Origin of the sequence: Vibrio sp. J383, from assembly GCF_023503985.1 — a bacterium.
Lineage (GTDB): Bacteria > Pseudomonadota > Gammaproteobacteria > Enterobacterales > Vibrionaceae > Vibrio > Vibrio splendidus.
Genome location: NZ_CP097293.1, coordinates 313,361 through 334,243, shown reverse-complemented (window position 1 = coordinate 334,243; position 20,883 = coordinate 313,361). Strand labels below are relative to the sequence as shown.

Annotated in this window: 12 protein-coding genes, 6 tRNA genes and 2 rRNA genes; 7 read left to right on the top strand and 13 right to left on the bottom strand. The window is 45.0% G+C overall.

Going from position 1 to position 20,883, the window contains the following annotated elements; all coding sequences use genetic code 11:
- The 3 genes from M4S28_RS01580 to M4S28_RS01570 all read right to left on the bottom strand — a co-directional run bounded on the left by M4S28_RS01580 (position 1) and on the right by M4S28_RS01570 (position 4,534).
- Complete coding sequence (locus M4S28_RS01580; protein ID WP_004735540.1) at positions 1–978, bottom strand: ABC transporter permease; 978 nt, start codon at positions 976–978, stop codon at positions 1–3.
- A gap of 180 nt (positions 979–1,158) precedes the next feature.
- On the bottom strand, positions 1,159–2,712 hold the full coding sequence (locus M4S28_RS01575; protein ID WP_004735538.1) for an ABC transporter substrate-binding protein: 1,554 nt from the start codon (positions 2,710–2,712) through the stop codon (positions 1,159–1,161).
- A 94-nt stretch (positions 2,713–2,806) separates the two neighbouring features.
- Complete coding sequence (locus M4S28_RS01570; protein ID WP_004735537.1) at positions 2,807–4,534, bottom strand: dipeptide ABC transporter ATP-binding protein; 1,728 nt, start codon at positions 4,532–4,534, stop codon at positions 2,807–2,809.
- 727 nt (positions 4,535–5,261) lie between these two features.
- Here M4S28_RS01570 and M4S28_RS01565 point away from each other — a divergent pair.
- Positions 5,262–5,423 carry a hypothetical protein gene (locus M4S28_RS01565; RefSeq protein ID WP_171315471.1) on the top strand — a complete coding sequence of 54 codons (162 nt, stop codon included), beginning with the start codon at positions 5,262–5,264 and terminating at the stop codon, positions 5,421–5,423.
- A gap of 237 nt (positions 5,424–5,660) precedes the next feature.
- Here M4S28_RS01565 and M4S28_RS01560 read toward each other — a convergent pair.
- From M4S28_RS01560 to M4S28_RS01540, 5 genes are all read right to left on the bottom strand, one after another.
- Positions 5,661–5,737: transfer RNA gene (locus M4S28_RS01560), tRNA-Pro, on the bottom strand.
- Positions 5,738–5,792: 55 nt separating this feature from the next.
- A tRNA-His gene (locus tag M4S28_RS01555) sits at positions 5,793–5,868 on the bottom strand.
- Positions 5,869–5,913: 45 nt separating this feature from the next.
- Positions 5,914–5,990, bottom strand: a tRNA-Pro gene (locus M4S28_RS01550).
- Positions 5,991–6,067: 77 nt separating this feature from the next.
- Positions 6,068–6,143, bottom strand: a tRNA-His gene (locus M4S28_RS01545).
- A gap of 49 nt (positions 6,144–6,192) precedes the next feature.
- Positions 6,193–6,269: transfer RNA gene (locus tag M4S28_RS01540), tRNA-Arg, on the bottom strand.
- Between the two features lie 296 nt (positions 6,270–6,565).
- On the opposite strand from M4S28_RS01540, the gene M4S28_RS01535 reads away from it, so the two are divergent.
- A complete protein-coding gene (locus M4S28_RS01535) occupies positions 6,566–6,979 on the top strand; it encodes a c-type cytochrome (RefSeq protein WP_004735792.1) in 414 nt (137 codons plus the stop codon).
- An 83-nt stretch (positions 6,980–7,062) separates the two neighbouring features.
- Here M4S28_RS01535 and rep read toward each other — a convergent pair whose 3' ends face one another.
- On the bottom strand, positions 7,063–9,081 hold the full coding sequence (rep, locus tag M4S28_RS01530; protein WP_004735791.1) for a DNA helicase Rep: 2,019 nt from the start codon (positions 9,079–9,081) through the stop codon (positions 7,063–7,065).
- A gap of 180 nt (positions 9,082–9,261) precedes the next feature.
- Between rep and M4S28_RS01525 the strand changes: the two genes are divergently transcribed.
- The 4 genes from M4S28_RS01525 (at position 9,262) to ubiK (ending at position 14,473) form a co-directional block, all read left to right on the top strand.
- The gene (locus tag M4S28_RS01525; RefSeq protein WP_198137852.1) at positions 9,262–9,843 is read left to right on the top strand and encodes a TetR/AcrR family transcriptional regulator; all 582 of its coding nucleotides are present in this window, start codon (positions 9,262–9,264) and stop codon (positions 9,841–9,843) included.
- An 18-nt stretch (positions 9,844–9,861) separates the two neighbouring features.
- On the top strand, positions 9,862–10,968 hold the full coding sequence (locus tag M4S28_RS01520; RefSeq protein ID WP_004735789.1) for an efflux RND transporter periplasmic adaptor subunit: 1,107 nt from the start codon (positions 9,862–9,864) through the stop codon (positions 10,966–10,968).
- Positions 10,969–10,979: 11 nt separating this feature from the next.
- Complete coding sequence (locus M4S28_RS01515) at positions 10,980–14,102, top strand: multidrug efflux RND transporter permease subunit (protein ID WP_102448433.1); 3,123 nt, start codon at positions 10,980–10,982, stop codon at positions 14,100–14,102.
- Positions 14,103–14,221: 119 nt separating this feature from the next.
- Positions 14,222–14,473, top strand: a complete 252-nt coding sequence (ubiK, locus tag M4S28_RS01510; RefSeq protein WP_004735787.1) for a ubiquinone biosynthesis accessory factor UbiK — start codon at positions 14,222–14,224, stop codon at positions 14,471–14,473.
- A 274-nt stretch (positions 14,474–14,747) separates the two neighbouring features.
- Here ubiK and ilvC read toward each other — a convergent pair whose 3' ends face one another.
- On the bottom strand, positions 14,748–16,232 hold the full coding sequence (ilvC, locus tag M4S28_RS01505) for a ketol-acid reductoisomerase (RefSeq protein WP_017077813.1): 1,485 nt from the start codon (positions 16,230–16,232) through the stop codon (positions 14,748–14,750).
- 146 nt (positions 16,233–16,378) lie between these two features.
- On the opposite strand from ilvC, the gene ilvY reads away from it, so the two are divergent.
- Positions 16,379–17,269: an HTH-type transcriptional activator IlvY gene (gene ilvY / locus M4S28_RS01500; RefSeq protein WP_054548024.1), complete on the top strand. Its 891-nt coding sequence runs from the start codon at positions 16,379–16,381 to the stop codon at positions 17,267–17,269.
- Between the two features lie 125 nt (positions 17,270–17,394).
- On the opposite strand, the gene M4S28_RS01495 is transcribed toward ilvY, so the two are convergent.
- The 3 genes from M4S28_RS01495 to M4S28_RS01485 all read right to left on the bottom strand — a co-directional run bounded on the left by M4S28_RS01495 (position 17,395) and on the right by M4S28_RS01485 (position 20,663).
- Positions 17,395–17,485: transfer RNA gene (locus tag M4S28_RS01495), tRNA-Ser, on the bottom strand.
- A 71-nt stretch (positions 17,486–17,556) separates the two neighbouring features.
- Positions 17,557–17,672: ribosomal RNA gene (gene rrf / locus M4S28_RS01490) — 5S ribosomal RNA — on the bottom strand.
- A 97-nt stretch (positions 17,673–17,769) separates the two neighbouring features.
- Positions 17,770–20,663: ribosomal RNA gene (locus M4S28_RS01485) — 23S ribosomal RNA — on the bottom strand.
- Positions 20,664–20,883 lie beyond the last annotated feature (220 nt).

Here is a 20,883-nt window from a genome sequence, read left to right as displayed (position 1 = left end):
TTATGCTCCTTTCCCTGTGATGTTAACGGTTGGGTTGATAACACCGTAAAGCAAATCAACAATCGTGTTAGTCACTACGAAAATAAGACCAACAAAAATAACGTATGCGGTAATCAGTGGTGTATCTACACGGTTGATCGCTTCTAAAAATAAGAAACCTGTACCGGGCCACTGGAAAACCGTTTCAGTAAGAATGGTGTATGCCACCATAGTACCAATCTGAACACCACCAACAGTAAGAACCGGTAGCATGGTGTTTTTCAATGCGTGTTGGTAATAGATTTTGTTTAGCGCTAGGCCTTTCGCTTTACCAAACTTAATGTATTCAGAACTTAGAACTTCTAGCATTTCAGAACGAACTAGACGAATAAACAGAGGCAGCATGATAGATGCTAGAGCAATACTCGGCAGTACTAAGTGTGCAAGGCCATCGAGCGTTAAGAAGCCAGACTCCCAACCAAACCAGTTTGCAGTATCACCACGACCAAAGGACGGTAGCCAGCCTAACTCGATAGAGAAGACATACATCAGCATGATTGCAGTTAAGAAAACAGGTACCGAGATGCCGATACTACTGCCCGCCATGACCAATTTAGTGAAGAAACTTTTTGGGTGTATTGCAGAATAAACGCCTAATGGAATCGACAGACAAACAATAATCAGAGAAGCACCAAACACAAGTTCAAGCGTCGCGACCAATTTGTCTAAAATTACGTCCACAGCAGGGCGTTTAAAGAAATATGAAGTACCAAGATCACCTTGTAGGGCTGCGCCTATAAAGCGAGTATATTTTGTAACGAAGGGATCATTTAAGCCGAGTTCATCGCGTAGCGCTTGACGCTCCGCCTCTGAAACAGATTGACCGACTAACTCACGTAACGGGTCGCCCAGGTTATCCTGAATGGCAAACGCCACCAAACTGATCACAAACATCACTATCAGTGCCTGAAACAGGCGCTTGACCAGAAACGTAACCATTCCTTGCCCCTTATCTATCCATGACTGTCTAATCGAAATCCGCGACTAGACAACAAAAAATTCAGTCTTAAAAAAGGTATTTAGCCAGACTGAAGGAAGACCAAATACCGAAACTTAAATCTATATCTTAATAATATTGAGAGCCTGAAAGCTTCAGGCTCTCGATTCTAGCAAGCTAGATTATTTTACAACTAGGTCGCCGAAGTAAGGCATAACCATTGGGTTTACTACGTCTGCTGCACCTACGTTAGATTTCGCGCCCCACGCTTCACTTTGCCAGTGTAGAGGTACGAATACTGCATCGTTGTAAAGTGTTGCTTCAACGCCTTTCAGCATCTTAGAACGCTTCACAGGGTCAGTTTCAGTGTTAGAAGCTTCTACAATCGCATCCATTTCTGGGTTTGAGTAACCAGAACAGTTGTATTGACCACGGCCCGTTTCTTCGTTACGAGTCATTGTTAGGAACTCGTTGAAGTTAGCTGAATCTTCTGTATCTGAGTGCCAGCCGATCATCATCATGTCTGCTGAACATAGGTCAAACTCAGGCCAGTACTGTGCTTTAGGCATCGTCTTAAGATCAACTTTGATACCAATCTTAGACAGCATTGCCGCAGACGCTTGCGCTACTTTCGCATCGTTCACGTAACGGTTGTTAGGCGCTGCCATAGTTAGTGTAAAGCCATCTTCGTAGCCCGCTTCTTTCATCAGCTCTTTCGCTTTTTTCAGATCGTAACGAGGAACTAGATCTTCGTTGTGACCCGCGTAGCCTGTTGGGCTTTGCTGACCAGCAGCTGTCGCGAAACCTTTCATGATTTTCTTAACAATACCTTCATTGTTAATCGCATGAACGATTGCTTGACGAACGCGCACATCTTTCAGTGCTTCGTTGCTGTTTTGGTTCATTTGGAACGTAATAATACGAGTACCAGGTAGCGTTACTAGATCGATGTTCTTAGCGTTTTTAACACGCTTGTGATCGTTTGGTGCTACAGGGTGAATCATATCCACATCACCAGAAAGAAGTGCTGCTACACGCGTTGCATCTTCTTTGATTGGCACAAGTGTTAGCTTGTCTACGTTGCCTTCAGTTTCTGTGTCCCAGTAATCGTTGAAACGTTCGAACGTTACTTTAACGCCTTGCTCACGTTGAGTTACGATGAATGGGCCAGTACCTGAAACGTTAGTCGAAGCGAACGAGTTACCGTGCTTAACTAGCTCAGATTTATCATTACCTTCCGCTGTTTGACCAGAGTAGAACTTGCTGTCCATTGGGAAGATGTAAGTTGCTGTTTGTAGTACTAGTGGGTAAGCCGCTTTTGATATTAGCTCAACTGTGTAGTCATCCACTTTTACCATTTTTTCGTATGGCGTGAAGATAGACTTAAAGTCTGGAGAAGCTTGTAGACGTTCAAAAGTCCACACAACATCATCAGCAGTCAGTTCGTTACCAGAGTGGAATTTCACACCTTTACGTAGATTAAAACGGAAAGTCGTATCATCAACACGCTCCCAGCTAGATGCTAGGCGGCCTTCAAAATCCATCTCTTGAGTGAAACGTACTAGAGGGTCAAACACCATGTGAGACATTTGCAGTGTGCCACCAGACAGCTGCTCGTGCGGGTCAAGTGATACTGGGTCAGCTGCGTAGCCAACGGTAATATCTGCTGCTGCTGCACTAAAGCTTAGGCCAGCTGCCATTAAAGCTACTGCTAATTTGCTTTTCATGGTTTTCATTGCATAACTCCTTCATGCGGGAATCCAGATCCCTAGTTGTTGTATTTGCGTCTGTTTATTGTTTTTAGCAAGCCAAACTCCAGCCTGCTGATTTTTATATCGCGGCTTTTGCCACTGCTTTTTCTTCTCTTAAACCCGTAAATTCAGGCATTAAAGAAATTAGGTGTTTGCTGTATTCATGCTGAGGCGATTGGAACAGCTGCTCTGTTGGCGCTACTTCCAATAGTTCTCCCATTTGCATCACACCAACACGATCACACATTTGACGAATAACCGGTAAATCGTGACTGATGAACAGCATGGTTAGGTTGAGCTCGTCTTGTAAGTCTTTTAATAGATTAAGAATCTGAGCCTGTACCGACACATCCAACGCCGACGTAGGTTCATCACAAATCAGAAGACGTGGGCGAGTTGCCAAGGCGCGAGCGATAGAAATACGCTGACGTTGGCCACCTGAGAATTCGTGTGGGTATTTAACTCCAGCCATCTTGCCTAAACCAACGTGCTCTAGCAGGTCGTGAACGATCTGACGAGTTTCATTCTCGTTGCGCGTAAGCTTATGGAATCGAATAGGTTCAGCAATGATGTCGAAGATCTTCATTCGAGGGTTCATTGATGTGTATGGGTTTTGGAACACCATCTGCATTTGGCGACGCATTGGGCGACGCTCTTTCTCAGACTTAAGCCCAGTAAGGTCAATGCCTTCAAAGGTCACTTTGCCTGAGTTGGGTGCGTACAAGCCAGCAATCACACGAGCAATCGTTGATTTACCCGAACCAGATTCACCCACAAGACCAAAAGTTTCACCTTCGTGTACTTCAAAGCTCACATTGTTTGACGCCTGAACGTACTCACGACGACTCTCAAAGAAAGAATCCTTGGTGGTAAAGCGTAAGTTGACGTTTTCAACATTCAACAGCGGGCCAGTGTAATCACGGTGATCTTGGCTTTGACCTAACCAGTGGTTTTTCACATCAAGTGGTTCCATCTCGTGCGCTTCTTCGATGTAACTCACAAGAGGGAAACGATCGAGTTTACGATCTGAACGCGGAACCGCTGAGATAAGACTGTGCGTGTAAGGGTGTTCAGGAGTACCAAGGACTTTCGCCGTCGGGCCAAACTCAACTAAATCACCACGGTACATAACCGCAACACGGTCAGTCACGTTAGACACAACACCCATATCGTGGGTTACCAACATACAACCTACGTTTTTCTTAATACATAGATCGCGAATCAGGCCTAAGATTTGGTCTTGGATAGATACGTCTAGAGCGGTTGTTGGTTCATCGGCGATGATCAGGTCAGGTTCACCGGCCAATGCGATCGCGATAACAACACGCTGACGCATACCGCCAGAGAATTGGTGTGGGTACTGCTTTAAACGGTTTTCTGGTTGCGGAATACCAACTTGGTTCATCAAGTCTAATGAGCGTTGGTAAGCTTCTTGATCCGAAACCTTCATGTTGGCATGAATCGTTTCTTTTAACTGCTGCTCTACTGTGAATAGAGGGTTAAGAGAAGTCATTGGGTCTTGGAAGATAAAACCAATCTTTGAGCCGCGAACAGAACGCATCTGTTCAGGAGATAGGCCAGAGACTTTTTCGCCATCCAAAAATACCTCGCCGCTAGCAATGCGACCAGGAGGGCTCAGTAGATCGATCACAGCATTGCCTACTGTTGATTTACCGGCACCAGACTCCCCTACAACGCCAACAATCTCACCACGTTCAATGTTGAACGAAAGCGATTTTACTGCTGCGTGAACTCCATGACGAGATGGGTATTCGATACGAAGATTTTTTACTTCTAAAAGTGACATTACCAGACCTCTACTGCTTTGGCAGCTCTCTGCCCTGTCTGCAAAATTGAATCCATTCTTACCAGAATATTGTTCTGATATTTTATACGGTTGACAATTTGGCAAATAATTCACAGAAAAGCAACAAAAATAGGATAAAAAGTCGACATTAAACGCTTAACAAGCAAAAGCACCACATAACTATTCACCCAGAGAGCATATAGTAATAAAAATCAACATTCTATTGTCGATAATAAATACTCACAAATCCCTTACTACCACTTACTTGTAGAGTTAAAACTATGGTTAAAAGCAGATCTCACTACCAGTCACTAAAAACAAATAATTATTCCAAAAAACAATTAACACTATAGAAACAAACGCTAATTTTTGTCATTTAAGCAAACAAAACAACCAGATAGAAGCATATTAACCATATATATTACCCCTAACATCATTTCAGCGAATACCAACCAGTGAAACGAAAGACTTACTAAAATGGAGACGATTTTGAGCGACTTGATGTAAAGAAAACTGTCAAATACAGGCCTTAGAGAACATATTTAACGTCAAATTTCACTTTTCATAGAAATCTTTAGACCAAACCTATTAATTTGTCGAATGATTGGCGGTGAATTTTATATAAAATCAGATATCGATCAGCTCATTTAATAAAGCCGACACCTCTAGAAAGGCGCGATAATCTAGAAAGAAGGTAAGAGTTCTCCTGATACAAAGGATGGATTTTATGAAGGCCACATCAAGCAAGACGTTGAAATATTTAGGGTATCAGTATTCAAAATCAAGAATAACTTCAACGACAGATGTCAAAAATCTCAACCTTTCGACTGAAGCCTCTATTGTGGTAAATAAAGAGAGATTCGGCACGGAAGCGCTTCCTGTGGCTTGACGAACCGCCGAGCTGGCGATTCAAGTCGCAGCTCTCTGAACCCAAACCACCTAAACTCCAAACGTAAAAAGCCCCAGTCCTTTCGACTGAGGCTTCGGCTTCTTAATATAGTCGGTTAAGAGAGGCGCGGCAGGGCTCCCTGCGGACTGGCGATCCAGCCCACGGCCCTCTTGGCACCAAATTATCTAAATTCCAGACGTAAAAAAGCCCCGTCATTTCTGACGGGGCTTCTTAAGGTGGTCGGTGAAGAGGGATTCGAACCCCCGACCCTCTGGTCCCAAACCAGATGCGCTACCAAGCTGCGCTATTCACCGAGACGTTTCGTTTGATTTCTCAAACTGGGAACTTCAAAGAAGCTACCAAAATTAATGGGGTGGCTAACGAGATTCGAACTCGCGACCACCGGAATCACAATCCAGGGCTCTACCAACTGAGCTATAGCCACCACTAATTTTTTATATAACCGCTTAACAAGCGATTATTGAAATAGTGGTCGGTGAAGAGGGATTCGAACCCCCGACCCTCTGGTCCCAAACCAGATGCGCTACCAAGCTGCGCTATTCACCGACTAATTTTGTATCGACTCTTGGGAATAATGAATCAACACTGGAAGCCGAAGCTACCGATATTTTGTAAAGAAAGAATGGGGTGGCTAACGAGATTCGAACTCGCGACCACCGGAATCACAATCCAGGGCTCTACCAACTGAGCTATAGCCACCATTATTTCTTTTTTGCCAATTTCTCACTTACCGAAGTAAGAGACCGGATGGCGCGCCTGAAAGGATTCGAACCTTCGGCCTTTGGCTCCGGAGGCCAACGCTCTATCCAGCTGAGCTACAGGCGCATGCCCTGTCGGCGGAGTGGAATAATACGTATATCACCCAATGCCGTCTAGTACTTTTTTAACTTTTTTTTCTGTTTGGTCTCTTTTTCGACAGTTAATATGTGATAAACCCCTTATTTGAGTACTACAACCCGCCACAGCTTATAAGTTGTTGTTTATTGCAACAACTTATCGGGATATAATCACCCATTATTTACATTGGTTTAACAGTTGCTCTTTGCTGGTGAAGCCAAAACACCCTCCAACACTATAAATTGGTAAGCACGTACTTACCTTGGGAATGTAAAGTGAGTTTAATGGATATGTCTCGTCGAATTTTAAGCGTTGTCATCGCAGTTTTAACCTTTTCAACTGGCGCAATGGCTTCAGGCCTTAGCGAAGCAGAGCAAGATGCAATTGCTGAACGCATCAAACCAGTTGGTCAAGTTTACCTAGTCGGCAGCGAACCAGTAGTCGCAGAACCAACAGGCCCTCGTGATGGCGCAACAGTTTATGGTACCTTTTGTATCGCTTGTCACGCATCTGGCGTAAGTGGCGCACCTAAAACAGGTGATGCTGGTGATTGGGGACCTCGTATTGCTCAAGGTCGCGATATCCTAGCTAACCACGCAATCAACGGCTTTAATGCAATGCCAGCGAAAGGTTCATGTATGGACTGTTCAGACGACGAAATCAAAGATGCTATCGAGCACATGATTGCTGGTCTGTAATTAAAAATGCCAGATTCAAAAAAGGTGACCTCATGGTCACCTTTTTTATTGGCTTCTATACATAGTGCTATAAAAGCAGAGCATTACTTCTTATTGAACATCGCACGAATATTAGCAATGTGTGCCTGTCCTTTTTCCATTCTTTCTTCAGCGGATTGTGGTTTCTTAACGCTTTCCCACTCCACATCATCATGCGGCAACTCGTCAAGGAAGCGGCTTTGTGTTGGCTTAATCAATTCACCATACTGACGACGTTCACGACACTTAGTAAAAGTCAGCTCTTTCTGCGCTCGCGTAATCCCTACATACATAAGACGACGCTCTTCTTCTACATTACCTTCATCAACACTGGTTTGGTGTGGCAAGATGCCCTCTTCGGCCCCCATCAAGAATACATACGGAAACTCTAGGCCTTTCGAAGCGTGCAATGTCATTAGTTGAACTTGGTCTGCATCGTCATTATCTTCCCCGCGCTCCATCATGTCGCGTAAAGTTAAACGTTGAACAACCTCTCGTAGCGTCTTCTCTTCTTTATCATAGTTGTCACCTTCGAGGTCGGCCACAATCCAGCTATAGAGATCAGACACGTTTTTCATTCGCATTTCAGCGGCTTTCGGGCTTGGAGAGGTTTCGTAGAGCCAATCTTCGTAATTAATGTCACGAACCAAAGAGCGAACCGCCTCAACTGTATTACCACGCTCTGCATTATCCGAGATACGAACAATCCAATCGCTGAAACGACGCAGGTTTTCCAAACCCCGGCCCGTCAGAGTTTGCTCTAAGCCCATTTCGAAGCTGGCTTCAAACAGGCTTTTACCGCGCATGTTGGCGTAGCTGCCTAATTTTTCAAGCGTAACTGGGCCGATCTCACGACGTGGTGTGTTTACAATACGCAAAAAGGCGTTGTCATCATCAGGATTCACCAACACACGTAGGTAAGCCATGATGTCTTTAATTTCTGCTCTGGCGAAAAAGGATGTACCGCCTGAGATTTTGTAAGGCACACGGTTCTGCATCAAGGCTTTTTCAATCAAGCGAGATTGGTGGTTACCTCGGTAAAGCACTGCGTAATCTTTGTATTCTGTGCGATTCAAAAACTTGTGGGCGATGATCTCACCGGTAATACGCTCTGCTTCATGCTCTTCATTCTTAGCATTTAATACCTTGAGCTTTTCACCATCTGGGATCTCAGAGAACAGTGACTTCTCATAGACGTGCGGATTGTTGGCGATCAAGATGTTCGCTGCTCGCAAAATTCGACTGGTCGAGCGGTAGTTTTGCTCTAGTTTGATCAAGCGTAGGTTCGGGTAATCCTCACCTAGCAAAACCAAGTTTTGTGGTTTTGCGCCACGCCATGAGTAAATAGATTGATCATCATCACCTACGACCGTCAAACGACCACGTTCTCCCACCAGTAAACGAACCAACTCATATTGGCTAGTGTTGGTATCTTGATATTCATCGACCAGCAAATAACGAATACGAGACTGCCAGCGTTCACGCACTTCTTGATTGGTTTTCAGTAACAATACTGGCATCGCAATCAGATCATCAAAATCGAGTGCGTTATAGGCTTTCATCTGTTTCTGATACATCTCAAAACAGAATGCAAACAACTGTTCTTGTTCACCTTGAGCTCTTGCTTTCGCTTGATCTGGCGTCAGCATGTCATTCTTCCAATTTGAGATGGTACTCATCAAAGAACGCAGCAGATCCTTATCACCATCGATCTGTGTTTCAGTTAGTTCTTTAAGTAGAGCTAACTGATCTTGGTCATCAAATAACGAGAAGCCCGCTTTCAAACCCAGCGCTTTGTATTCTCGGCGAATGATAGTTAAACCCATGGTATGGAACGTTGAAACGATTAGACCTTTAGATTCACCTTTACCCAGAGTTTGACCCACACGCTCTTTCATCTCGCGTGCCGCTTTATTGGTAAAGGTTACCGCTGCAATATTACGAGCCTTGTAGCCACACTCTTGAACCAAGTAAGCAATCTTGTTGGTGATAACACGTGTTTTACCCGATCCAGCGCCCGCTAATACTAAGCAGGGACCAGAAACATACTTCACGGCTTCATCTTGTCTTGGGTTCAGTCTCATTTGATTCTCAATTTGGTCTAGAGGGGCGAATTCAATTGCGCGCCTATAATAATGCTGCAACACCACGAATGCTACGTTCTCTTATACAAGATTTTTACGCGACTTGTGTAAAACTTTGTTGCACATGTGTATGGTTCTTGGGCTATAATGAATGAACGTTCATTCACTGGTGATGGAATAATGACAACTCATGCACCTCAGGATAAACGCCAACAAATACTTTCTGCCGCTGAAAAGCTCATTGCGGAGGTCGGCTTTCAAGGCCTTTCAATGCAAAAATTAGCCAAAGAGGCGGGAGTTGCTGCAGGCACTATCTACCGCTACTTCGACGATAAAGACCACTTGATAGATGATGTTCGAGTGCTCGTGACTCAACGAGTAGCAGATGCTGTTCAAGAAGGGGTTGATGATTCGGATCCAATTAAACAACGCTACCGTACTATGTGGTTGAACATATGGAACTTAGCGGGAACGAACTTAGCCGCGATAAAAAATCGGGTTCAATATGACTCACTGCCCATCACAAATAGCCTAAACTTCAGGGAACTAGAACGTAAAATGTTTGCCCAAGTTGAGCTGCTATTTAATGAGGGTAAAGAGCAAGGACTGTTTAAACCACTTGATAATGAAGTATTAAGCGGCTTGAGCTTAGCGGCTAGTGTATCTCTAGCGCGAAAGCATTCTTTAGGATTTTACCAACTCGACGAGGCAGAACTAGAATCTGCAATAGAAGCCAGTTGGGATGCAATAATTAAACACTAGATCGGAGTTTTGACCATAATGAAAAAGTGGACTTTCTTCATGTTACTCATCGCTGTACTTCTTTTCGGCAGCGTTATTGGGTTCAACATGTTCAAACAACAAAAAATTGCTGAGTATATGGCCAACCGCCCTGAACCAGAGTTTCCAGTAACGGTTACTGAAGTTCAGCCGATCGACTGGGTTCCAGTAATTGAAGCTATCGGCTTCATCGAACCTAACCAAGGTGTCACGCTAGCAAATGAAACCAGCGGTGTTATTGACCAAATCTCTTTTGGTTCTGGTACTGATGTTAAAAATGACCAACTTCTTGTTCGTCTTGATTCTGGCGTAGAAAAGGCAAATCTAAAGAGTTCTGAAGCTCGCCTGCCTGCGGCAAAAGCAAAATACAAACGCTACCAAGGCCTGTATAAGAAAGGTTCTATTTCAAAAGAAGCATACGATGAAGCAGAAGCAAATTACTACTCTCTGTCTGCTGATATTGAAAGCCTAAAAGCATCTATCGAACGCCGTGAAATTCGTGCTCCTTTCGATGGCAAAGTGGGTATTCGTAACGTGTACCTTGGTCAATACCTGCAATCAGGTACAGATATCGTTCGTTTAGAAGATACCAGCGTGATGCGCCTACGCTTTACTGTATCTCAAACAGATATCTCTCGTATCAATGTTGGTCAGGCTATCGACATCTTTGTTGATGCTTACCCAGAGAAACCGTTTGAAGGCTCTATCAGTGCCATTGAACCCGCAGTAAGTATCCAAAGTGGTCTTATTCAAGTTCAAGCAGACATTCCAAACAATGATGGCAAGCTTCGTAGCGGCATGTTTGCGCGTGCTAACATCATTCTGCCTAAGCTAGAGAACCAAGTAACGTTGCCTCAAACAGCGATTACTTTCACTCTATATGGTGACAATGTTTACATCCTGACGGAAGAAGACGGCGTTCAACGTGTTGCTCAACATGTTGTAAAAGTAGGTGAGCGTACCGCTGAGATTGCACACATCCTTGAAGGCGTTAAAGCCGGCGATACGGTTGTAACTTCTGGCCAAGTACGTCTAAGTAACGGTGCCAAAGTTAAGGTTGTTGAAAGTGATGCAATCACTCCACCATCTGAAACACCTAAGCTGTAACTGGAGGCACAATGCGCTTTACTGATGTTTTTATTAAACGTCCAGTTCTAGCGGTATCCATCAGCTTTTTGATTGCTCTGCTTGGCTTACAAGCAATCTTCAAAATGCAGGTGCGTGAATACCCTGAAATGACGAATACCGTCGTAACCGTAACCACGAGTTACTACGGTGCAAGTGCCGATCTTATCCAAGGCTTTATCACCCAGCCCCTCGAACAAGCTGTGGCTCAAGCGGATAATATCGACTATATGACTTCTTCTTCTGTACTTGGTAGTTCTACTATTACCGTAAACATGAAGTTGAACACCGACCCGAATGCGGCACTGTCTGACATACTGGCCAAGACAAACTCGGTGCGTTCTCAGCTTCCAAAAGAAGCCGAAGATCCAACCGTAACTATGTCGACCGGTTCAACGACCGCGGTACTTTATATTGGTTTTACCAGTGATGAGCTCGTATCAAGCCAAATTACCGATTATCTAGAGCGTGTAATCAACCCGCAGCTATTTACGGTAAATGGTGTATCTAAAGTCGACCTATATGGTGGTATGAAATACGCACTGCGCGTATGGCTAGATCCATCAAAAATGGCAGCTGTTAACCTCACCGCTACTGATGTTATGTCGGTATTGGATGCCAACAACTACCAATCAGCGACAGGTCAAGCTACTGGCGAATTCGTTCTTTATAACGGCAGTGCCGATACGCAAGTATCAAACACTGAAGAGCTAGAGAACTTAGTCGTTAAAAGTGGTGAGGGTGAAATTATTCGCCTGTCTGACATCGCTAAGGTTTCTTTAGAAAAAAGCCACGATATTTACCGAGCGAGTGCAAACGGTAAGGAAGCGGTTGTTGCAGCAATTAACGCGGCACCAAGTGCGAACCCTATCAACATTGCCGCTGATGTCCTTGAGCTTCTACCTCAATTAGAGAAGAACCTTCCAAGTAACATCTCGATGAATATCATGTATGACTCGACTATTGCGATTAATGAATCCATTCAAGAGGTTATTAAAACCATTCTTGAAGCGGCATTAATTGTACTGGTCGTAATTACTTTGTTCTTAGGTTCATTCCGTGCGGTTCTTATCCCGATCGTTACTATCCCACTGTCTCTAATTGGTGTGGCTATGGTAATGCAGGCGATGGGCTTCTCTTGGAACCTAATGACGCTACTGGCAATGGTACTGGCTATCGGCTTAGTAGTTGATGATGCCATCGTTGTATTGGAAAACGTCGACCGGCATATAAAATTAGGGGAGTCTCCTTTCCGAGCTGCCATCATCGGTACTCGTGAAATTGCAGTACCCGTTATCGCAATGACGCTAACGCTAGGCGCGGTTTACGCACCGATCGCAATGATGGGTGGTATCACAGGCTCACTATTTAAAGAGTTTGCGTTAACTCTGGCCGGTGCTGTTTTTGTATCGGGCATTGTGGCATTGACGTTATCACCAATGATGTGTTCAAAAATGCTCAAAGCTCACGCTGAGCCGAGCAAGTTTGAAAAGAAAGTACATAGTGTACTGGATGGTATGACTAACCGTTATGAGCGTATGCTTGGCGCGGTAATGCAACATCGTCCAGTATTCATTGGCTTTGCTGTTATCGTATTTGCAAGCTTGCCGTTGTTGTTCAAGTTCATCCCTAGTGAGTTAGCGCCTTCAGAAGATAAAGGTGTAATCATGTTGATGGGTACAGCACCTTCGAATGCGAACTTGGACTACATGCAAAACACCATGAATGACGTAAACAGCCTTCTGTCTGATCAGCCAGAAGTAGCGTATGCGCAGGTGTTTACAGGTGTTCCTAATGCAAACCAAGCTTTTGGTATCGCATCAATGGTTCCATGGAGTGAGCGTGAAGCAAGCCAGTCTGAAGTAGCAAACCGTGTTGGTAACTTGGTGAAAGATGTTCCTGGTATGGCCGTAACAGCCTTCCAAATGCCAGAACTTCCAGGTGCAGGTTCAGGCCTTCCTGTTCAGTTTGTTATTACAACACCGAACAGCTTCGAGAGCCTATTCCAAATCACGACAGAGATCTTAGCCGAAGTATCGACAAACCCGCTGTTCGTTTATTCAGATCTTGATTTGAATTACGACTCAGCAACGATGAAGATCCATATCGACAAAGACAAAGCGGGTGCTTACGGCGTGACGATGCAAGATATCGGTATCACTCTAGGTACTATGATGTCTGATGGTTACGTAAACCGTATCGACTTGAATGGTCGTTCTTACGAGGTTATCCCTCAAGTTGAACGTAAGTTCCGTCTAAACCCTGAATCGATGAACAACTACTATGTTCGTGGCGCAGATGGTAAAGCAATTCCTCTAGGCAGTTTAATCACGATTGATGTTGTGGCTGAGCCTCGCTCTCTTCCTCACTTCAACCAATTGAACTCGGCTACGATTGGTGCGGTACCGGCTCCAGGCGCTGCAATGGGTGATGCAATTGCGTGGTTTGAAGACACAGCTGCCAATAAGCTTCCAAGTGGCTATAACCATGACTACATGGGTGAAGCACGCCAATACGTAACAGAAGGTAGCGCACTTTACGCGACCTTTGGTTTAGCGTTGGCTATCATCTTCTTGGTATTGGCGATTCAGTTTGAATCTCTAAAAGATCCACTGGTTATCATGGTATCTGTACCACTGGCGATTTGTGGTGCCCTAATAGCTCTGGCTTGGGGTGCGGCGACGATGAACATCTACTCGCAAGTTGGTTTGATCACCTTGGTCGGCTTGATTACCAAGCACGGTATCTTGATCTGTGAGGTAGCGAAAGAAGAACAGCTACACAATCACAAGACTCGTATTGAAGCGGTAATGGAAGCGGCGAAGGTTCGTCTTCGTCCAATCCTGATGACAACGGCTGCGATGATCGCGGGTCTAATCCCACTGATGTACGCAAGTGGTGCGGGTGCAGCTCAGCGTTTCAGTATTGGTATCGTAATCGTTGCAGGTCTAGCGATTGGTACTATCTTCACGCTATTTGTACTGCCTGTGATTTACAGCTACTTGGCTGAAAAACACAAACCTCTACCTGTATTTGTGGAAGACAAAGACCTAGAAAAGCTAGCTCGCGTCGATGAAGCAAAAGCGGCGCACAGAGAATTAGCTGATAATAAGTAATCGCTAAGTCGTATTAACAATAAAAAGGCTACTTCGGTGGCCTTTTTTTATACGCCATAGGCGACATCTCAAGTGTGATTAAATAGAATAGTGGTAAATATTCAGGAGTTTTAATTGATATGTTTGATCCAAAAAAACTAGAGCAGATTGCTAAGCAGATCCACGATTCTATGCCTCAACCAGTAAAAGAGCTTGGTTCAGACGTAGATCAAAAAGTTCGTCAGGTTATCCAAGGCCAACTGAACAAGCTAGACGTTGTAAGCCGTGAAGAATTTGATGTTCAAACACAAGTACTACTGCGCACTCGCCAAAAGCTGACTGAAATGGAACAAAAGCTAACGGACTTAGAAGCAAAGATTGCCGACAAGTAAGCGTAAAGCAAGAAAACTGAAAGGGTTGGTGTGAAAGCACCAACCCTTTTGCATTTCTGAAGATCAATCAAGAACTGAAAGTCGACGAAGACTGATCAAACAATGTTCATTTGATTGATTTTTAAGACTTTGTTACTAAAAGCAAAAAGGCTTGGTCAACGGCGACCAAGCCTTTTCATTAGATGTTGTGTTGCTTATTTATAACTCCAACCTGTAAGGAGTTAGTGATACTGCTTCGCTTTTTCTGCAAATTTATCAGTATCTAAGCGACTAATTAACCGCCTACAGCGATACGCTTCATGTCGCTCATGTAGCTACGTAGCTCTTCACCAATGTACTCTACAGGGTGGTTACGGATAGCTTCGTTTACTTCAATTAGCTTAGCGTTATCAACTTGGTTAGATGTTTCACCTAGACCGCGGCCGATTACGTCAGTTGCTACTGAAGGCATAAACTTCTCACGTAGTAGCGGTGTGGCTACGTTAGCGAATAGGTAGTTACCGTACTCAGCAGTATCTGAGATTACAACGTTCATTTCGTAAAGACGCTTACGAGCAACTGTGTTTGCGATTAGTGGAAGCTCATGTAGAGATTCGTAGTAAGCAGACTCATCGATGATACCAGATGCAGTCATAGCTTCGAATGCTAGCTCAACACCGGCACGAACCATAGCAACCATTAGGATACCGTTATCGAAGTACTCTTGCTCTGAGATTTCTACGTCAGAAGTTGGGTAGTTTTCGAATGCAGTTTCACCTGTCTCTTCACGCCAGCCTAGTAGGTTCACGTCATCGTTCGCCCAGTCAGCCATCATAGTGCTAGAGAAGTGACCAGAGATGATGTCATCCATGTGCTTGTTGTAAAGCGGACGCATTAGGTCTTTAAGCTCTTCAGAAAGCTCAAACGCTTTAACTTTAGCTGGGTTAGATAGACGGTCCATCATGTGAGTTACGCCACCGAACTTAAGTGCTTCAGTAATCGTTTCCCAACCGTATTGTAGAAGTTTACCTGCGTAGCCAGGTTCGATGCCATCAGCAATCATCTTCTCGTAAGATACGATAGAGCCGGCTTGTAGCATGCCACATAGAATTGTTTGCTCACCCATAAGGTCAGATTTAACTTCAGCTACGAATGAAGACTCTAGGCAACCTGCACGGTGACCACCAGTACCTGCAGCCCAAGCTTTAGCGATATCCCAGCCTTCGCCTTTAGGGTCATTTTCTGGGTGAACAGCGATCAGTGTTGGAACACCGAAGCCACGCTTGTACTCTTCGCGAACTTCAGAACCTGGACACTTAGGTGCAACCATTACTACAGTAAGGTCAGCACGTAATTGCATGCCTTCTTCAACAACGTTAAAGCCGTGAGAGTAACCAAGAGCAGCGCCTTGCTTCATTAGAGGCATTACTGTTTCAACAACGTTTGTATGTTGCTTGTCTGGAGTAAGGTTGATAACTAGATCTGCTTGAGGGATTAGCGTTTCGTAGCTACCCACAACAAAGCCGTTTTCATCAGCGTTTTTGAATGATTGACGCTTTTCATCAATTGCCGCTTGGCGTAGAGCGTAAGATACGTCTAGGCCAGAATCACGCATGTTCAGACCTTGGTTTAGGCCTTGAGCACCACAACCAACAATTACGATTTTCTTACCTTCAAGATATTCAGCTTCTGTCGTGAATTCTTCACGATCCATGAAACGGCAACGACCTAATTGGTCTAGTTGTTCACGAAGGTTTAATGTATTGAAATAGTTAGCCATTCTAGGGCACTCCTTTAAAAATAAGTCCGTAAGGTCGATATCTCTCTATCGAATGACTTCATACTAAAACAGACACTCCGTTGCTGAAAGTGATATATTCACAATTAGTTATTGCAATAAATGCAACATGGAAACGATCGCAAAACATGAACATAAAATCTCTACAATTATTTATACATTTATGTGACAGCAAGAGTTTCAGCAAAACCGCTGCTGCTATGCACGTCAGTCCTTCAGCACTTAGTCGTCAGGTACAAAAGCTTGAAGAAGAAACGGGGCAAGAATTGCTTATCAGAGATAACCGCAGTGTTGATCTCACTCCAGCAGGAAAGCACCTATTGCCAGTAGCATTAAGCATCGTTGGAGAGTGGCAGCAATACAATCTTCACCTGAAAGGTGGTGAGCAAGAACTTAAAGGTGAAATTCGCATATTTTGTTCGGTAACGGCTAGTTACAGCCACCTACCTGAGCTCATAACCGAATTCAGAGCTATTCATCCGTACATTGAATTTAAGCTCTCTACAGGCGATCCGGCTCAATCCATCGACAAGATTTTAAATGATGAAGCAGATATTGCTATCTCAGCGAAGCCAGACATTCTCCCTTCAAGGTTAGAATTTGAAACCATCAGCGATATACCACTGTCAGTCATCATCCCATCCGGTGTGAGTAGTTTTAGCCAGCAGCTGCAATCAGATAAACCAAACTGGAATGAAGTGCCTTTTATCATCCCAGAAGCTGGTACTGCACGAGAACGTGCGAACGCGTGGTTCAAAAAGATGAAGATAAAGCCCAACATTTACGCTCAGGTATCAGGTCATGAAGCGATCGTAAGTATGGTTGCTCTTGGTTGTGGGGTTGGTATCGCGCCAGACGTTGTAATCAACAACAGCCCTGTGAGAGATAAAGTCGACCGCTTAAAAATAGAGCCAATCAAGCCGTTTGAATTGGGAGTGTGCTGTAAGCGATCACAGTTAGAAAATCCGTTAATTAGAGCATTTTGGCAGGTAGCTGAAGGTAAATACCTTCAAGACTAGTTATCTATAAGTGATAACAAGCAAGTGTGGAGTCACAGATAAAGAGCACGTTAGTGCTCTTTTTTGTTTTTCTAAACGACAAATATGAAAAAAGCCCGCTGATTTCTCAGCGGGCTTTTCAATGGTGGTGGAGGGATAGGGATTTGAACCCTAGAACCGCTATTAACGGTTGCCGGTTTTCAAGACCGGTGCTTTCGACCACTCAGCCATCCCTCCAACAAATTGTCATCAATAGATTAGTACACTAATGATGTTGTTAATTGCTAATGCAAGTAACGATATTTAAAGCCTGGCGATGTCCTACTCTCACATGGGGAAACCCCACACTACCATCGGCGCTATTGTGTTTCACTTCTGAGTTCGGCATGGAATCAGGTGGGTCCACAATGCTATGGTCGCCAAGCAAATTTTAAAATTCGGAAAGCTTATCTAAAAGTATTTCTCTTCAAACGCATTCAAGGTCTGGTACATCTGAGTCCACAAAACCCCTTGGGTGTTGTATGGTTAAGCCTCACGGGCAATTAGTACAGGTTAGCTCAATGCCTCGCAGCACTTACACACCCTGCCTATCAACGTCGTAGTCTACGACAACCCTTTAGGACACTTATAGTGCCAGGGAAAACTCATCTCAAGGCTCGCTTCCCGCTTAGATGCTTTCAGCGGTTATCGATTCCGAACTTAGCTACCGGGCAATGCCATTGGCATGACAACCCGAACACCAGAGGTTCGTCCACTCCGGTCCTCTCGTACTAGGAGCAGCCCCTTTCAATTTTCCAACGCCCACGGCAGATAGGGACCGAACTGTCTCACGACGTTCTAAACCCAGCTCGCGTACCACTTTAAATGGCGAACAGCCATACCCTTGGGACCGACTTCAGCCCCAGGATGTGATGAGCCGACATCGAGGTGCCAAACACCGCCGTCGATATGAACTCTTGGGCGGTATCAGCCTGTTATCCCCGGAGTACCTTTTATCCGTTGAGCGATGGCCCTTCCATTCAGAACCACCGGATCACTATGACCTGCTTTCGCACCTGCTCGAATTGTCATTCTCGCAGTCAAGCGGGCTTATGCCATTGCACTAACCACACGATGTCCAACCGTGTTTAGCCCACCTTCGTGCTCCTCCGTTACTCTTTGGGAGGAGACCGCCCCAGTCAAACTACCCACCAGGCACTGTCCGTAATCCCGATTCAGGGACCAACGTTAGAACATCAAAACTACAAGGGTGGTATTTCAAGGACGACTCCATCACATCTAGCGACGCAATTTCATAGTCTCCCACCTATCCTACACATGTAGGTTCAATGTTCAGTGCCAAGCTGTAGTAAAGGTTCACGGGGTCTTTCCGTCTAGCCGCGGGTACACTGCATCTTCACAGCGATTTCAATTTCACTGAGTCTCGGGTGGAGACAGCGTGGCCATCATTACGCCATTCGTGCAGGTCGGAACTTACCCGACAAGGAATTTCGCTACCTTAGGACCGTTATAGTTACGGCCGCCGTTTACCGGGGCTTCGATCAAGAGCTTCGTCCGAAGACTAACCCCATCAATTAACCTTCCGGCACCGGGCAGGCGTCACACCGTATACGTCATCTTACGATTTTGCACAGTGCTGTGTTTTTAATAAACAGTTGCAGCCACCTGGTATCTGCGACTCTCGTCTGCTCCATCCGCAAGGGACTTCACTGATAAGAGCGTACCTTCTCCCGAAGTTACGGTACCATTTTGCCTAGTTCCTTCACCCGAGTTCTCTCAAGCGCCTTGGTATTCTCTACCCGACCACCTGTGTCGGTTTGGGGTACGATTCCTTACAATCTGAAGCTTAGAGGCTTTTCCTGGAAGCATGGCATCAATGACTTCACTACCGTAGTAGCTCGACATCGTATCTCAGCGTTAATGAAAGTCCGGATTTACCTAAACTTTCCGCCTACGTACTTGAACCTGGACAACCGTCGCCAGGCCCACCTAGCCTTCTCCGTCCCCCCATCGCAATTGTAAGAAGTACGGGAATATTAACCCGTTTCCCATCGACTACGCCTTTCGGCCTCGCCTTAGGAGTCGACTTACCCTGCCCCGATTAACGTTGGACAGGAACCCTTGGTCTTCCGGCGAGGGAGTTTTTCACTCCCTTTATCGTTACTCATGTCAGCATTCGCACTTCTGATACCTCCAGCAGCCCTTACAGACCACCTTCAACGGCTTACAGAACGCTCCCCTACCCCACATACCCTAAGGTACGTAGCCGCAGCTTCGGTGTATAGCTTAGCCCCGTTACATCTTCCGCGCAGGCCGACTCGACCAGTGAGCTATTACGCTTTCTTTAAATGATGGCTGCTTCTAAGCCAACATCCTGGCTGTCTGAGCCTTCCCACATCGTTTCCCACTTAGCTATACTTTGGGACCTTAGCTGGCGGTCTGGGTTGTTTCCCTCTCCACGACGGACGTTAGCACCCGCCGTGTGTCTCCCGGATAGTACTTACTGGTATTCGGAGTTTGCAAAGGGTTGGTAAGTCGGGATGACCCCCTAGCCTTAACAGTGCTCTACCCCCAGTAGTATTCGTCCGAGGCGCTACCTAAATAGCTTTCGGGGAGAACCAGCTATCTCCAGGTTTGATTGGCCTTTCACCCCTAGCCACAAGTCATCCGCTAATTTTTCAACATTAGTCGGTTCGGTCCTCCAGTTGATGTTACTCAACCTTCAACCTGCCCATGGCTAGATCACCTGGTTTCGGGTCTAATCCTAGCAACTGTACGCCCAGTTAAGACTCGGTTTCCCTACGGCTCCCCTAAACGGTTAACCTTGCTACTAAAATTAAGTCGCTGACCCATTATACAAAAGGTACGCAGTCACACCACGAAGGTGCTCCTACTGCTTGTACGTACACGGTTTCAGGTTCTATTTCACTCCCCTCACAGGGGTTCTTTTCGCCTTTCCCTCACGGTACTGGTTCACTATCGGTCAGTCAGTAGTATTTAGCCTTGGAGGATGGTCCCCCCATATTCAGACAGGATATCACGTGTCCCGCCCTACTCGTTTTCACTGATTATGAGATGTCGATTACGGGGCTATCACCCTTTATTGCGGCACTTTCCAGAGCCTTCATCTGTCTCATTAAAAGCTTAAGGGCTAATCCAATTTCGCTCGCCGCTACTTTCGGAATCTCGGTTGATTTCTCTTCCTCGGGGTACTTAGATGTTTCAGTTCCCCCGGTTTGCCTCCTGTTGCTATGTATTCACAACAGGATACTTACTTATGTAAGTGGGTTTCCCCATTCAGGAATCCCAGACTCAAAAGGTTATTACTACCTAATCTGGGCTTATCGCAAGTTATTACGCCTTTCATCGCCTCTGACTGCCAAGGCATCCACCGTGTACGCTTAGTCACTTAACCATACAACCCGAAAGGGTCTTAGCGTATGGCAACTAACCAAGGTTTTTGGTTGTCATCAAGAAGGGTTAATTCTTGATAACTGTTTGCCGGACTCAATTGTGAATCAATGTAAACATTGATTCGAATACAAGACACTTGAATGTGTTTGTTGTGTTTATCTAATGAAAGATAAACATTGAGAACTTTTAAATTTGATTGAATTACTCGTAAGTAATCAAAT